The organism is uncultured Shimia sp. (genome assembly GCF_913054185.1).
Lineage (GTDB): Bacteria > Pseudomonadota > Alphaproteobacteria > Rhodobacterales > Rhodobacteraceae > Shimia.
Genome location: NZ_CAJXIV010000101.1, coordinates 1 through 14,451 on the forward strand (window position 1 = coordinate 1; position 14,451 = coordinate 14,451).

Sequence of the window (14,451 nt, forward strand, 5' to 3'; positions counted from 1 at the left end):
GGCTGTGAAGTGGTCATTATTGGTTCCTCCCAGCCCCAGCCTGACCGGAGAATTTTGCCGTGCCAACTTTCCCGTCACGTCACAAAAATAAATGAAAATACTTGTCGTTAAGGGATTCACAGAGCGAATCACCTACGATATAAAGAAACCAGACGGCGCAAAGCCGCACTCAGAGGCAAAAATGACAGCATCTTCCACCAAACCGGCCCTTGGCGCGCTTGCGTTTTTTGGCATCGCTTTCACGCTGGCAACCTACTTCACTTTCGCCGCTGTGCAGGGTGATTATGGCCTGTTTCGTCGGGTGGAGATCCTGGCAGAAAAGCAGCAGCTTGAGGCGGAGCTGGCTTTGGCACAGGCGGAAGTGGCTCACATGGAAAACCTCACCCGCCGCCTGTCTGACAGCTATTTGGACCTTGATTTACTGGACCAACAGGCCCGTGACGTGCTGGGTATGATCCGCGCGGACGAGCTTGTTATTCGCTAAATCCACTAGCCTCCTGACAAAACAGACCTTTTTCCACTCGCAACCCCCGCAGTGATCCGTTACCCTCTCTGCAAGTTTGGTTTAATGCTAAACCATTTTGTCTTTGGGAGGAGCCACCATGGCGGCAAAACGCGCTGCAAAGAAGCCCAACGTCTCGGGCGAAGAACTCAAGCAATACTACCGTGACATGCTGTTGATCCGCCGCTTCGAGGAGAAAGCTGGCCAGCTTTACGGCATGGGTTTGATTGGCGGGTTCTGTCACCTTTATATCGGCCAGGAAGCCGTCGTAGTAGGCCTCGAAGCTGCCACAGAAGAAGGTGACAAGCGGATCACATCTTATCGTGACCACGGCCATATGCTGGCCTGCGGTATGGACGCCAACGGCGTGATGGCGGAGCTCACGGGGCGCGAAGGCGGCTACTCCAAAGGCAAAGGCGGATCGATGCATATGTTCTCGAAAGAGAAGCATTTTTACGGCGGCCACGGCATCGTCGGCGCGCAGGTTCCTCTTGGCGCGGGCCTCGCGTTTGCAGACAAATACAAAGGCAACAGCCGCGTGACTTTCACCTACTTTGGTGACGGTGCCGCAAACCAAGGCCAAGTCTATGAAACCTTCAATATGGCTGCGCTTTGGGACTTGCCGGTGATCTTTGTGATCGAAAACAACCAATACGCCATGGGCACCGCCCAAGCCCGTTCCACCTCTTCTCAGGACATTTACAAGCGCGGCGAAGCCTTTGGCATCCCAGGGGAAATGGTCGATGGCATGGATGTGTTGGCGGTCAAGGATGCCAGTGAACGCGCGGTTAAACACTGTCGCTCCGGCAAGGGTCCTTACATCCTTGAGGTCAAGACCTACCGCTATCGCGGCCACTCAATGTCCGACCCCGCCAAGTATCGTACCCGCGAAGAAGTGCAGAAAATGCGCGAGGAACGTGACCCTATTGAGAACGTGCGCCAGATGTTGCTGACAGGCAAACACGCGTCTGAGGATGATTTGAAAGCGATCGACAAAGAGATAAAGGCCATCGTGAATGCCTCCGCTGATTTTGCCAAAGAGAGCCCGCTTCCAGGTGAGGCAGAGCTCTGGACCGATATTTACGCGTAAGCTGACGAGAGGACACTGAAATGGCTACCGAAATTCTCATGCCCGCCCTCTCTCCTACCATGGAAGAAGGCACGCTGGCCAAATGGCTGGTCAAAGAAGGCGACACCGTTCAATCCGGTGATATCCTTGCAGAAATTGAAACCGACAAAGCCACAATGGAGTTTGAGGCTGTCGACGAAGGTGTGATTGGCAAGATCCTGATCGCAGAAGGCACCGAAGGTGTGGCCGTAAACACCGCCATCGCCATTCTGGCTGAAGATGGTGAAGATGTGAGCGCCGTGGAGGCGACCCCAGTTGCAGCAACCACAGAAGTGACGCCAATTCCCACAACCGTCGCCGCCGCACCTGCACAGGCTGCTCCGACCGCCCCTGCGCCGGATCTGTCTCCCGACTGGCCCGATGGCACCCCGATGAAGACTCAAACTGTGCGTGAAGCTTTGCGCGACGCCATGGCTGAGGAAATGCGCGGTGACGAAGACGTCTATCTAATGGGCGAAGAAGTCGCAGAATACCAAGGCGCCTATAAGATCAGCCAAGGTCTCTTGGATGAGTTTGGCAGCAAGCGCGTGATTGACACGCCAATTACCGAGCACGGTTTTGCCGGTATCGCCGTTGGTGCAGCTTTTGGTGGTCTAAAGCCAATTGTTGAATTCATGACATTCAACTTCGCCATGCAAGCCATTGATCAAATTATCAATTCTGCTGCCAAGACACTCTATATGTCGGGCGGTCAGATGGGCGCCCCAATGGTTTTCCGTGGCCCTAACGGCGCGGCCGCCCGTGTTGGCGCGCAGCACAGCCAGGACTATGCGGCGTGGTATGCGCAAATTCCGGGCCTCAAAGTTGCGATGCCCTATTCAGCGTCCGACGCCAAAGGGTTGTTAAAGTCAGCAATACGCGATCCAAACCCGGTGATTTTCCTGGAAAATGAAATCATGTATGGCCGCAGCTTCGAAGTGCCCGACATGGATGATTTCACCATCCCGTTTGGCAAGGCCCGCATTTGGCGTGAAGGAACGGATGTGACCATCGTCAGTTTCGGTATCGGCATGCACTATGCGCTTGAGGCCGCTGACAAGCTGGCAGAAGACGGCGTATCCGCCGAAGTCATCGATCTGCGAACCTTGCGCCCAATTGATTATGACACGGTGATAGCCTCGGTGATGAAAACCAACCGCTGTGTGACAGTCGAAGAAGGCTGGCCTGTGGGATCGATAGGCAACCACCTCTCGGCCACAATTATGGAACGCGCCTTTGACTATCTGGACGCCCCAGTGATCAATTGCACCGGCAAAGATGTCCCGATGCCATACGCGGCCAACCTCGAAAAACTGGCGCTCACGACCACGGATGAGGTCGTCGCAGCAGTGAAACAAGTAACTTATCGCTGAGGAGACACGGATATGCCCTTAGAAATCCTCATGCCCGCCCTTTCGCCCACAATGGAAGAAGGCACATTGGCCAAGTGGCTGGTCAAAGAAGGCGACGAAGTCTCCTCTGGCGACTTGTTGGCGGAGATCGAAACCGACAAAGCCACCATGGAGTTTGAAGCCGTCGAAGACGGGGTGATTGGTAAAATCTTGGTGCCAGAAGGCTCCGAAGGCGTTACTGTGAACTCGGCAATTGCGATTTTGCTGGAAGACGGTGAAAGCGCGGATGATATTGGTGCTATACCAGCAGCTGCGCCTACCGCAGTGACTGAGAATGCACCTAAAGCCGCTCCCAGAGAGGCTTCTGAGGCTCCTTCATCAGGAGCGCCCGCTGCTCCGGTGGCAGCAGACGGCAACCGCATTTTTGCCTCACCTCTCGCCCGCCGGATCGCGGCCAACAAGGGGGTCGATCTCGCGACCATTCAGGGTTCAGGCCCACGCGGGCGCATCGTGAAAGCAGATGTGGAGGGCTCAACAGCGGCCCCCGAAGCAAAACCAACGCCGCCAGTCGCAGCACCATCTACCGCTTCTGTCCCAGCGGCCAAATTGACTGCCGGTCCCGATGCCGAAACCGTGCTCAAGATGTACGCAGACCGCGACTTCGAAGAAGTGTCGCTCAACGGTATGCGCAAAACTATTGCGGCCCGTCTGACAGAAGCCAAACAGTCGATCCCGCACTTCTATCTGCGCCGCGACATCAAACTGGACGCACTCCTGGCCTTCCGCAGTCAACTTAACAAACAGCTGGAGAAACGCGGCGCCAAGCTCTCGGTGAACGACTTTGTTATCAAAGCCTGCGCACTTGCCTTGCAAGAGATCCCGGATGCCAACGCTGTCTGGGCCAATGATCGCATCTTGAAGCTTTCACCATCCGACGTGGCCGTTGCTGTGGCCATCGAAGGTGGGCTCTTTACGCCAGTCCTGAAGGACGCGGAGATGAAGTCTCTCTCAGCGCTTTCAGCAGAGATGAAAGACCTCGCCACTCGCGCGCGGGATCGCAAGTTGGCGCCACATGAATACCAAGGCGGTAGCTTCGCAATTTCGAACCTCGGTATGTTTGGCATCGACAATTTTGACGCTGTGATCAACCCACCACATGGCGCGATCTTGGCGGTTGGTGCCGGTACCAAAAAGCCCGTTGTGAATAGCGATGGAGAGTTGGAAGTGGCAACTGTGATGACCGTGACGCTCTCAGTTGACCACCGTGTAATCGACGGTGCACTGGGTGCCCAGTTGTTGAACGCGATTGTCGACAACTTGGAAAACCCAATGGCAATGCTCGCTTAAACACAGCACCACGCAACAAAAAAGGACCGCTCGGCGCGGTCCTTTTTCATTTATAATCAGACCATTGTTAGACGTTTTTGCAGTCACCAATATCTTGATTCATATTCACCGCCGGCTGATCACACCCGGCTTCGCCGACAACTTTGGCCGGAACGCCTGCAACAGTGGAACATGGCGGCACTTCCTGAAGCACAACTGATCCGGCGGCCACGCGGCTACAATGGCCAACTTTGATATTGCCAAGAACCTTGGCACCGGCACCGATCAGAACCCCATCGCCGATTTTGGGATGGCGGTCCTCTTCTTCTTTCCCGGTCCCACCGAGTGTTACCGAGTGCAACATCGACACATTGTCACCAACCACTGCTGTCTCACCGATCACAATGGAATGCGCGTGATCGATCATGATGCCTTTGCCAATCTTGGCAGCCGGATGAATATCGATGCCAAAAATCTCACTGGTGCGCATCTGAATGAAATACGATAAATCCGTGCGCCCCTGACGCCAAAGCCAATTGCCAATGCGATAGGCCTGCACAGCCTGATAGCCTTTGAAGTAGAGAATTGGCTGCAAGAGCCGGTGACAGGCCGGATCGCGATCATAGATTGCACTCAAGTCGGCCCGCGCTGATTCCGCTATCGCCGGATCAGAAGCAAACGCTTCGTCCGCAATTTCTCGCAGGATCACCATCGACATCTCGTTAGAAGACAATTTGGCTGCAAAACGATAGCTTAGTGCCCGCTCGATCGTACGGTGATGCAACACACAGGCATGCACCAATCCGCCCATCAACGGTTCTTCTTTTACAGCATCTTCCGCTTCGCGCGTAATTTGCTGCCAGACCGGATCAAGTTCGGTCACTTTGGGTTGCATCTCAGCCATCTTAGTCCCCTTTTCTCCCAGCCAGTCTACACCACCTAAGCCAAACGCCGCAAATTCAAAGGCGTGAACGCAAGAAAAACCAAATCGAATGAAACACAAATTGGTGAGCCTGAGCGTCAGACGCGATCAATTGCCTAAAGGTATTGATCGAAACGGACCCGGCCCTGTCACTGCAGAAATCTGAGCAACCTCTGCCACTGTATCCACAAGCCCCTCGTCCACAGCCTGATCCGCGATTGAATATAGCCAATGTGCCTCAGTGACGTGGACTTCTCTCAATACGTCCGAGCCACGCCGAATACGCAACAAATACAGCTCCGTTTCCTCGCCAAGCGGCACTTCATACCCGTCCCAAGAATCTGCATCGATCCGCCCGCGCCTGATCCAGTTCAATCCCATGTCACCGTTGAGAAAAGTCTCTCGCGTCAGATGAACCGGTGCATATGGACGTAGTCCAACCCCAGAAAACGTCTCAACGTGGTGCGTGAAGCTCGGGTCATGTAGCCCCCGGTGCGCCGGTCCAATTCTAAAGTGCTGAGGCTGTCCTCGTGTTTGTCTTGCCAATGAAAGCTGTGTGAGCTTGGACGATATAAACACAACCCAACTTCCGACCGGCCAAACCGCTGGCGCCGTTGCATCTGACCCAAGCTGGCCCCGCAAACGCCTGGACAGTGCGTATTGGTTTTCTCCAATCAGCTCCGCATCTTGATACTGAAACACTTCCCATCTGTCCGGTTGGCCATCCCCGACAAAAGCAACATTTTTGCCTTTGAGCACGTCCAACTCGCTCACACTGCGCAGCGCTCCATTGACCATCCTCACCTGCAGAGCGGCGCCTTCATCCCAAGTCCCAGCACCGGATTGACCAAGAGATGTTTCGGTGATTCCAACAATTGCGCTCCCTTCAATTAGGGTGCTCAATTCGTAGCCCTCATCGCTCCCACTGGAGTAAATCGCAACCGCCCCTGGCCAGGGACGCCCTGTGACTGCAAGGTGGGGCACATGTGGCACCTCATCGCCGGTCATCAAAGGCAGATCCAAAAACAAGCTCTGAACGGGTACGGGCGGCACAAACCTACTTTTGGGCGCAACCTCATCTTTCATGTCCGAAGGTTTGTAGAGCGCCAACTCTGTGCGAGCGCCTTCCAAAATTTGAGCCCCTTGTTGGGTCAATCGATCTAGGCGAAAATTTTGATGTATCCCAGCCCCCAAAGACATTTCGAGAAGATCACCGGCGCCAATGTTCATCCGACTTGGTGGGAGAGCTAATTTCACGCGATCTCGCGCCACCCGCGCCTCTGCAAGCCATCGCTCTGCGGTTTGCCGCCCTTCCCCACGGGTCAGCACTTCTTCAACGTCACTGTGGGAAACCGCGAATGTGGCCTCATCATGCAAAACAGCCTCCTCAGACACCGTGCGAAAATCTCGCTCGGCTTGCACGAAACTCAAACGCACCCGACCTGCAAGCTCGGCATCAGCTTGTCGACTGAACTCGACATCCCCCTCAATCTCTTCAGACTCCACAAGCCTATTGGCGTCAATTACCACCTTGCGCTGGTCAGACCGCATGACAAACTGCAACACACCATCGCGCTCAATCGCGTCAAACCCGTGGCGCAGCATCAGCGGCTGCAACGCGGCGCGGCCATCAGCCACATCATTTTGCAAAAAACCGCGCACCACGCCTTGCAATCCAGACACGTCATAGGCGGAAATCCCAGCATTTAAGCACACCTCCTCAACCACCGAAGCGAGGGTACGGTTGGTCACGCGACCGTTGATCCAATGCCCTTTGGCATAATTACCGCCGTCGCTCCAAAGGTCCTGTGCATTTGGAAACGCCGGAAACGGCCGTGCATCCCAGGCCCAAGCAAACATATGATCACGATCGACCATCGGCGCGCCATAGATACTCGAATTTGGGTTAAACGATGTATCACTGTAGTGCTCAAAAAACGCCTGATAGTACCGTTGTTGCACCTCATCGTTGCGCAACCCGGTGGAAAAATAGGGGATGGCCGACTCCGAGGATTTCTCATCCAGAAATTTGTTAGGTTGGTTGGGCCCTTTATCAATTGCCGCACAGCCAATTTCAGTGAACCAAATTGGCTTGGATTGCGGCACCCAGGCCGTGGATTGGGACAACCGCACACCACCTACGCGCTCGTGATGACTTTGCCCCCACCAACTACGCAGATCTTTGTACCGAAACACCCAAGGCTCCTGATACGCCCCGTCGGTTATTGCCGACCGAGCTTGCGTCGCGCGGGCTTCTTCCGTTGGATAAAACCACTCATAGCCTTCGCCGCCCTCAAAATTGGATTTCAGGTACTCAACATCCTGAGGACTGTGTCCATCCAAGGCATCCAAATGTTCCGAACTGTCGCGCCAATCTGACAACGGCGTGTAGTTGTCGATCCCAATGAAATCGATATTTTCATCGGCCCAAAGCGGGTCCAAATGGAAATACACATCTCCTGATCCGTCTTTTGGATGATAGCCAAAATATTCAGACCAATCCGCCGCATAGCCCAGTTTAACAGAAGCCCCCAAAAGGGTTCGCACCTCCTGCGCCAAGTCCCGAAGGGCGGCAACAGCTGGGAACCCTGCAGGGCCACGCACCTGCGTCAGCCCGCGCATCTCAGATCCAATGCAAAAAGCCTCCACCCCTCCGGCGGCCGCGCACAACGCCGCATAATGCAATATGAACCGACGATAAGACCACTCCGCCGGACCATTGTAGCTGACACTTTCGCCATTCACCTGAAAATCAGCTGCGGTCGCAGTGCCAAAAAACGCCGTGACCTCGGCGTCTGCTTGGGGCGTCCCATCAGGCGACCCACTGCGCCCAGGGGCTTCAGAAATTGTAATCCGTCCACGCCAAGGCAACACCGGCTGATCGGCCGCGTTGCTCCAAGGATCAGACAAACCATTGTCTGCCATCTGCTCCATCAAGATAAAGGGATAGAACGTCACATTTGTCCCGATAGCAGCCATATGCTGAATCGCCTGAACCACCGCCGCATCAGCAGGTGTCCCGCCGTAAATCGGGCGGCCATCCAATTGCTCCACCTCTTGCGCCGCGGCTCGTGGCAAACCGGAAACCTGCCACGGCATGTTATCCCCATCCACCGCAACATCCTCGACCTTCGGACGCAAGGCACACTCCGCCATTCGCAAATCGCTACCGAACCAACTCACCACCAGAGACGCAGCTTCACACTGCGGCAACTCTTCCTGCATGTCCTGTAGAGAAGTCACAAAATTGGTCAAGCCAGATGGCGTATGCTCATTGGCAACCCGGGTTTCTCCATCCCTGTGACGGCAATACACAGGGGTTGTGGCCAACGCATACTCCCCTGTACCCGGCATCAGTGCCACCGCTCGCACAGTTTTGCTGTAGTCTGAGGCTTTCTCTGGCACATGCTCTGGAGTTGCCCGAACCACTTCAAAATTGAACTGAGGCACCCGGTTCCCAAATCGATCCAGCGACAAATCTTCGATCATCACATACGCAGTGCCGCGATACGCTGGAACAGTTCTGGTGCCCTCAACGGCCTCAATCTTTGGGTCGGGCATTTGATCCGGCGCACCGGTATACACACGCAGATTGAACTCCTCGCGCCCCACTTCCACACCATCTGCCCACATGCGCCCAACCCGCAAAATTTCCCCTTCGCACAACGCAATTGCCAGTGACACCGTATAGCTGTAGCTGCGGGTTTTCGGCTGAGACGGCATGCCCTTGCCACCGCCAGTTTCCGTCACGCTTTCTTGAAATCTCGTAGCCCAAATCACCTGTCCGGCCACGCGCACCCGCCCAAACACCCGTGCCTGCGCCGCACCTTCGGCAGACCCCGTCAATCGGAACCGGTCGATTTTGCCTGTCTCGATCACATCGGACCCGGCCCCCATCAAGTTCTGGTCAATCACCCGCCCCAGCGTCGCGCCTGCCAACTGTCCAATGGCCGCCGATGACACACCTGCGAAACCGCCCCCTACCGCGCCACCCACCGCCGCCCCTGCTGCTGCCAAAATCACTGTCGCCATCGTTCAATTCCTTTGCTTGACTGTCGTGGGTTACACCAAATCCGGAAACGAAAACCGCGCCACAACCCGCCGTCGCCATGGCGCATTTAATGGACTCTCCACCACAGCATGTCCGCAATACGCGTGGATCACTGTCCCCTCTGGACCAACTTTGCCTGCAATCCCAAGATGTTTGGCCACCGCGCCGCTTGCCATCCGGAACAGCAAGACATCTCCGCAAGATTCGTCAGCCACATCCTTAGCCACCAGATTGCGCATCGCGCCCAACCAAAGAACTTCTGTGCCATGTGCTTCGGACCAATCCTGCGTATATGCGGGTACCTTTTCTGGCTCTGCGCCATACATCTCGCGCCACACTCCACGGATCAAACCAAGGCAATCCGTCCCAGCCCCTCTGCAACTTGCTTGATGCACGTAGGGCGTACCAATCCAGCGTCGCGCTTCGACCATTGCACGCCTCCCGCAAGCCTCCCTCATCGCAAGCTCCCGCCAGTATTGCCCCCGCTCTTCCGAGGGTAACTGGTGATCCAATCCTCGCCAGGAATATCAGGAAACCCCTGAAAGTTCAGCAGGTTGGAAAACTTCTCGCGACAAGTCGAAACCCGTTTGTCGCAGCCAGAAATCAGCAACACCTCATCACCCGCTTGAACCTCAACTCGTAAGTCTTGCCAGAGCTCAACCCGCCGAGCGCCATCCTCTGCCACGAAGTCGCGCTTGATCAACCCTTGGGCGCCTTGTGCAGATCCGCTCACCACGCGCAGCTGTCCGCGCGTGAACCAACCAACTTCAAACCCAGCCAACGCGCCGCAATCAAACAGCCGCCGCTGATCAACTTGCTCAACAGAGGTTTGCACCTGAAACCCAGAAGTGGACACATCAAACCGGCACGACGGATCGCCAAGCACCGCCGTGCACGGCTTCTGATACACTCGACCACGCGGCACATTCAGTTTCTCCGACAACCCGCGCAATTCCGCGATAAACGCGCCACCTGCTCTTTTGATTTCACCAATGGACCCGCGAAACAGCACGCTGCGTTCACTCACATTGCCCCAGTTCACCATCCAGGCCACAACCTCAGCATCATCCAAACGCCCGGCTTCGATGTCCTCATCGGTCACAGCCGCATCAGACAACATCCCAACCGCCTCTGCGTTATCAACCGATAACCCCGTGCCTTGTTCAATTGCACTTGCGGTCAACCCGGTCGCAGCCCGAAACTGAAACCCCTCAAAGGCCAGATCACAATCGTGATCCGTGAACCCAAGTTTGACGCCATCTTTTCGTGTTATCCCCCAAGCCCGCGCCACAGTGGTCGCGCCGGTTTGCAAATGCGCCAACAAGTTCTCTTGAAACGCCATCAGATCCGCACCTCAATCACCGGGACGCTTGGAAGATCCCCCGCTTTAAAGCCCGCTAGGCTGGTCTGAATACTGTCCGCATCAAAACGCACCGGCACATCAAACTCATAGCCAGCGGTGATTTCAGCACCAAGAAACGGCGGTGTGGCGAAGGTGACAATGCCAATTGTTAGGTCAACCTCAAAATCCACACCGTTTTGCAGCGCATTGTCTTCCACCCCAACCGTCACACTGCCCGCCACTGGTTTTCGGATCGGCCGCTGATATTGGTGATCACCCGAGTGATACGTCTTCACCAACTGAAACGCCGTGGTTGTATCATCACCTTGCCCGATCACCTGATCATTGTGACCCACATCTTCGGATGCCGCACAGGATCTAAAGTCAGCCCAATCTTTCCAGCGAAAACCGTGCAACTGCCCCCGGCGGGCTTCGAAAAAGGCAATCAATGCCTCCACATCATCCAAGGAACGCATGCCCACACCCGCGTCATACCTCCGCCGTGAATGTTCCCAAGGGCTGTTTCGCTCCTCAAACCCGTTCACCAGCGTCACCACCTCAGTCCGGCGTTGCGGCCCCCCCATAGAGCCAAAACTCAGATTGGCTGGAAATCTCACTTCATGAAAACTCATAACTGCCTCCTACCGGTTACGTTTGGCCTGCCCCAAAGCGCGGCTCATCTGGGTAGCAATCTGGCTTTTTGAACGTCGGAAACCCTCCACATCCGGCGTTGCGATGTTCATCACCACCTGCACAGGACGGCTGTCGCCCTGACTGCGCACCCCAAGCTTGCCATCCATCCCGCGCGTGAGCGGCAGAATTGCCTCCGGACCAGCTTCCCCCATCAACCCGCGCCCACCACGCATGGGAAACATGACCGGCCCGCTCACCACACCGCCATTGGCAAACGGCATCACCCGCCCCTGCGTAAACGGCGCGCCATTCTCAAACGGCAGCAGATTACTCACCAACCCGCCAATACCGGATGTCACCACCTTTCCAAGCTGATCGGTCACCGGCTTCATCGCCGCGTTAAAAGCTCTGTCCATCATGGTCGACGCCAGGGTTTCCAAAGCATCCGACAACTTCACACCATCAAAGGCCAAACCACTGAATGCCATACGCAAGTCCTTACTGAAGCTCTTCTCCAACGACGCCACATCTTGACCTGCCGCCCCCAGGACTTTGCGCATATTGCTTAACTCTCCATCGAACCCTGCCACCATGTCTGTGGCTTGACCGAGGCTGGTTTCCAGCGCGTCGAGCTGTCCTTCAAATGTCTCGAGTTCATCCATGATTTGGCTCTCCATCTGTGTCGGGGAACGCGGACATCAGCCGTTCAAGTCCAGGCCGCGCCAGATACCCATCCTCTCGATCTGGGCCCAGCATCAGCACCAACTCGGCTGGCGTAAGTTGCCAGAACTCCCGCGGCTTCAAGCCTAGCTGTTGGACACCGGCGGTCAAAAGCTCCGGCCAATCAAACGCCGCCATGATCCGCCGCCTTCAATGGCCCAAACGCCCGCACCAAAAGTTGTGCTGCTACCCGCGCCGCCTGCAATGCCCCGCCGTCAATCTCAGCTTGCAAAAGGTCACTTGTGTGCCCTTGCCAGCCACCGCCGCGCAACCCACAGACAATCAACGCCAGAACATCCCGCGAAGAGAATCGACCCTCTTCAAACCGCCCGATCAGCGCCACCAACGTGTCCTCACCCAAGCCAGCTTCCAGCTCAGCTAGAGCCCCCAACGTGAGCTTGAGCACATGCTGTTGCCCGTCGATAGCTAGCGCCACCTCCCCTGCAAACGGATTGGCCATGCTCAGACCGCCGTAAAGCTCAGCGCCCCGGCGCTGGCCATCGCCAGCTCATAGGTCGCTTCGCCATTGTGACTGCCCGCGTATTCAATCGAGGTGATTTGAAACGCGCCTTCCACAATCCCAAAATCTGGAATGATCACCTGAAAACCCGGCGTTTCGCCATCAAAGAAAATCTGCCGCGCCCGCTCATCTGTTGCCGCGTCCTTGAATACGCCAGATCCGCTGATGCCCGCGGATTTCATGCCTGCACCGGCCAACAATTCCCGCCATCCCCCCTGGCTTTCCAGCGAAGTCACATCCACGCTTTCTGCGTTGAAACTGATCCGTGTTGCTCGCAGCCCTGCGACGGTTTCAAACCCGCCCGCTCCGGTTACGTCCACTTTGATCAGAAGGTCTTTGCCATTTTGCGCACCCATGGTCTCTCTCCAAACTAGCTTTGATTGTCTTCCACCCGCGCCACAAAACGCAGATCCACACGGCGCAGATTTTTGCGCGTGTCTCGCTTGGCCACGGCCCGGTCAAACCGCAAATACACCAGCCGCCCTCGGTTCAGCATCAGGTCCGCGTCCACCAGAACGTCGCTCACCGCCGCTGCCGCAGCTTTCACTTTGGCAAAGCCACTGGCATCACCAATCACGGAAACCAAAACACGATGCTCCGCCCCGCAACCGTCTTTGTCGGACCTGTCCAGCACCGTTTCTGGCCCAAGGGACACAAACAGCGCCGGCACCTTACCAGTCGGTAATTGATCAAAAATATCGTTTCCGACCAGTGTGTTCAGCACGACATCCGCCTGCAATGCAGCATAGACCGCCTCTTGTAGCGCCGCCCCAACTCCGTAGCTCATGACACCACCTCTTCGGTTGCATGACAGACCAAGTAGCGCCCGTGGCCATCTTTTTCCGTCACCGCATCAATGGCAAAAACCCGATCCCCTTCACGGAACCGACAGTCCGGCGTTGGCCGCTGCTCGGAACCTACCGGCGCCCCACGCAAGGTAATCCTGTACCTAGCGGCTGAAAGTGTCATGGCCCCGCCGTCGACATCCCGTCCTGTTCGAGCCACCACTTCAGCCCAAACCGACCCAAGTGTTTCCCACGCCTGCGAGAACCCGCCAGCCCCATCTGGTGCCGCCAATGGCCGCTCCAGCAACAAACGCCGCGACAATGTCACCGCACTGCTCATGCCACACCACCTGCGCTCAGGCGCATGGGACGGTACCGTTCCAAAAGGCTCACAACGCCAAACGGCATACAGCCCTCGCTCAACGTGGTTTCCTGCCGAAACTCGTAATAATGAGCAGCCAACAGCAACACAGCTTGTCGCAAATCCGCAGGCACATTCCCCCAATCCGGACCAAAACCCGCCACAAAACGCACCGCCGCACTGCCGTCGCGCGGGAGGGATGGTAACGTCCCAGAGGTGCTCTTAAAGCTTGGACTATTGGCATCACTGACCAATCGGTAAGCACTTGAGGCTACCACCACAGCGTTCCCCTGCGCATCTTCCAAGGTGATATCCAGTAACTCCGACACCGGCGCCACCGGCAGCCCCTGCCCCGTGCCCCGGCGCCAGCCGTAGACTGTCCAGACAAAGGTCTGTTGGAACACCACTTTTCCAGTACGGGCCTCTACAGCACTGATCGCGGCGCGCAGAAAGCTCTCCAAAACGCTGTCTTGAAGCGTATCGTCAGAAAACCCGCTACCAAGTCGCAAGTGGTCTCGAAACTCCTGAACCGGAAGCGCCTCCGTCGGCACTGAGGTCTCTTCGACTAACATCATGGAAAAACTCCGAAGTTCTCGTTGGTCATTGTTGGGCGCGCGTCCTCACGTCGCTTCAACGGAGGGGGTAAGCCAGACAACGTGCGCAGTCCGACGCGCGCCCGGATGACGGCGCTTTCGCGCCTCACCCACCCAGGCAATCAGCTCACCGCAAAGCGCAGCAACTTGATCGCAGCAAAGTCACAGACATCGCCGCCAATGCGCTTGGTGGCATAAAACAACACATGTGGCTTGGCGCTGAACGGATCCCGCAA

General features: G+C 56.2%; 17 protein-coding genes. 4 read left to right on the top strand and 13 right to left on the bottom strand.

What is annotated here, in order from left to right:
* Positions 1-181: 181 nt before the first annotated feature.
* From QZ517_RS16985 to QZ517_RS17000, 4 genes are all read left to right on the top strand, one after another.
* Positions 182-484 (top strand): septum formation initiator family protein, encoded by a 303-nt coding sequence (locus tag QZ517_RS16985; protein ID WP_294229114.1) that lies wholly within the window; start codon positions 182-184, stop codon positions 482-484.
* A gap of 118 nt (positions 485-602) precedes the next feature.
* Positions 603-1,592, top strand: a complete 990-nt coding sequence (gene pdhA / locus QZ517_RS16990) for a pyruvate dehydrogenase (acetyl-transferring) E1 component subunit alpha (protein ID WP_294229117.1) — start codon at positions 603-605, stop codon at positions 1,590-1,592.
* Between the two features lie 20 nt (positions 1,593-1,612).
* Positions 1,613-2,983 carry a pyruvate dehydrogenase complex E1 component subunit beta gene (locus QZ517_RS16995; RefSeq protein ID WP_294229120.1) on the top strand — a complete coding sequence of 457 codons (1,371 nt, stop codon included), beginning with the start codon at positions 1,613-1,615 and terminating at the stop codon, positions 2,981-2,983.
* A gap of 12 nt (positions 2,984-2,995) precedes the next feature.
* Entirely contained in the window at positions 2,996-4,309 is a 1,314-nt protein-coding gene (locus tag QZ517_RS17000; protein ID WP_294229123.1) for a pyruvate dehydrogenase complex dihydrolipoamide acetyltransferase, read from the top strand.
* Between the two features lie 67 nt (positions 4,310-4,376).
* On the opposite strand, the gene cysE is transcribed toward QZ517_RS17000, so the two are convergent.
* The 13 genes from cysE to QZ517_RS17065 all read right to left on the bottom strand — a co-directional run.
* Positions 4,377-5,192: a serine O-acetyltransferase gene (gene cysE / locus QZ517_RS17005; protein ID WP_294229126.1), complete on the bottom strand. Its 816-nt coding sequence runs from the start codon at positions 5,190-5,192 to the stop codon at positions 4,377-4,379.
* A gap of 126 nt (positions 5,193-5,318) precedes the next feature.
* Entirely contained in the window at positions 5,319-9,242 is a 3,924-nt protein-coding gene (locus QZ517_RS17010; RefSeq protein WP_294229131.1) for a glycoside hydrolase/phage tail family protein, read from the bottom strand.
* A 30-nt stretch (positions 9,243-9,272) separates the two neighbouring features.
* Entirely contained in the window at positions 9,273-9,692 is a 420-nt protein-coding gene (locus tag QZ517_RS17015; RefSeq protein ID WP_294229167.1) for an NlpC/P60 family protein, read from the bottom strand.
* A gap of 23 nt (positions 9,693-9,715) precedes the next feature.
* Positions 9,716-10,603: a DUF2163 domain-containing protein gene (locus tag QZ517_RS17020; RefSeq protein WP_294229169.1), complete on the bottom strand. Its 888-nt coding sequence runs from the start codon at positions 10,601-10,603 to the stop codon at positions 9,716-9,718.
* Positions 10,603-11,235 (bottom strand): DUF2460 domain-containing protein, encoded by a 633-nt coding sequence (locus QZ517_RS17025; protein WP_294229172.1) that lies wholly within the window; start codon positions 11,233-11,235, stop codon positions 10,603-10,605. The genes QZ517_RS17020 and QZ517_RS17025 overlap by 1 nt, the downstream gene beginning before the upstream one ends.
* Positions 11,236-11,244: 9 nt before the next feature.
* Positions 11,245-11,898: a phage tail tape measure protein gene (locus tag QZ517_RS17030; RefSeq protein WP_294229175.1), complete on the bottom strand. Its 654-nt coding sequence runs from the start codon at positions 11,896-11,898 to the stop codon at positions 11,245-11,247.
* Entirely contained in the window at positions 11,891-12,094 is a 204-nt protein-coding gene (locus QZ517_RS17035) for a rcc01693 family protein (protein ID WP_294229178.1), read from the bottom strand. Before QZ517_RS17035 ends, QZ517_RS17030 begins: the two co-directional genes overlap by 8 nt.
* Positions 12,081-12,416 carry a gene transfer agent family protein gene (locus tag QZ517_RS17040; RefSeq protein ID WP_294229181.1) on the bottom strand — a complete coding sequence of 112 codons (336 nt, stop codon included), beginning with the start codon at positions 12,414-12,416 and terminating at the stop codon, positions 12,081-12,083. The genes QZ517_RS17035 and QZ517_RS17040 overlap by 14 nt, the downstream gene beginning before the upstream one ends.
* 2 nt (positions 12,417-12,418) lie before the next feature.
* On the bottom strand, positions 12,419-12,832 hold the full coding sequence (locus QZ517_RS17045; RefSeq protein ID WP_294229184.1) for a phage major tail protein, TP901-1 family: 414 nt from the start codon (positions 12,830-12,832) through the stop codon (positions 12,419-12,421).
* Between the two features lie 14 nt (positions 12,833-12,846).
* Positions 12,847-13,263, bottom strand: coding sequence for a DUF3168 domain-containing protein (locus QZ517_RS17050; RefSeq protein WP_294229187.1), 417 nt, complete (start codon positions 13,261-13,263; stop codon positions 12,847-12,849).
* Positions 13,260-13,601 (bottom strand): head-tail adaptor protein, encoded by a 342-nt coding sequence (locus QZ517_RS17055; RefSeq protein ID WP_294229190.1) that lies wholly within the window; start codon positions 13,599-13,601, stop codon positions 13,260-13,262. The genes QZ517_RS17050 and QZ517_RS17055 overlap by 4 nt, the downstream gene beginning before the upstream one ends.
* Positions 13,598-14,197, bottom strand: coding sequence for a head-tail connector protein (locus QZ517_RS17060; RefSeq protein WP_294229193.1), 600 nt, complete (start codon positions 14,195-14,197; stop codon positions 13,598-13,600). Before QZ517_RS17060 ends, QZ517_RS17055 begins: the two co-directional genes overlap by 4 nt.
* A 140-nt stretch (positions 14,198-14,337) precedes the next feature.
* The coding region (locus QZ517_RS17065) for a phage major capsid protein (RefSeq protein WP_294229196.1) at positions 14,338-14,451 on the bottom strand (114 nt) is incomplete at its 5' end.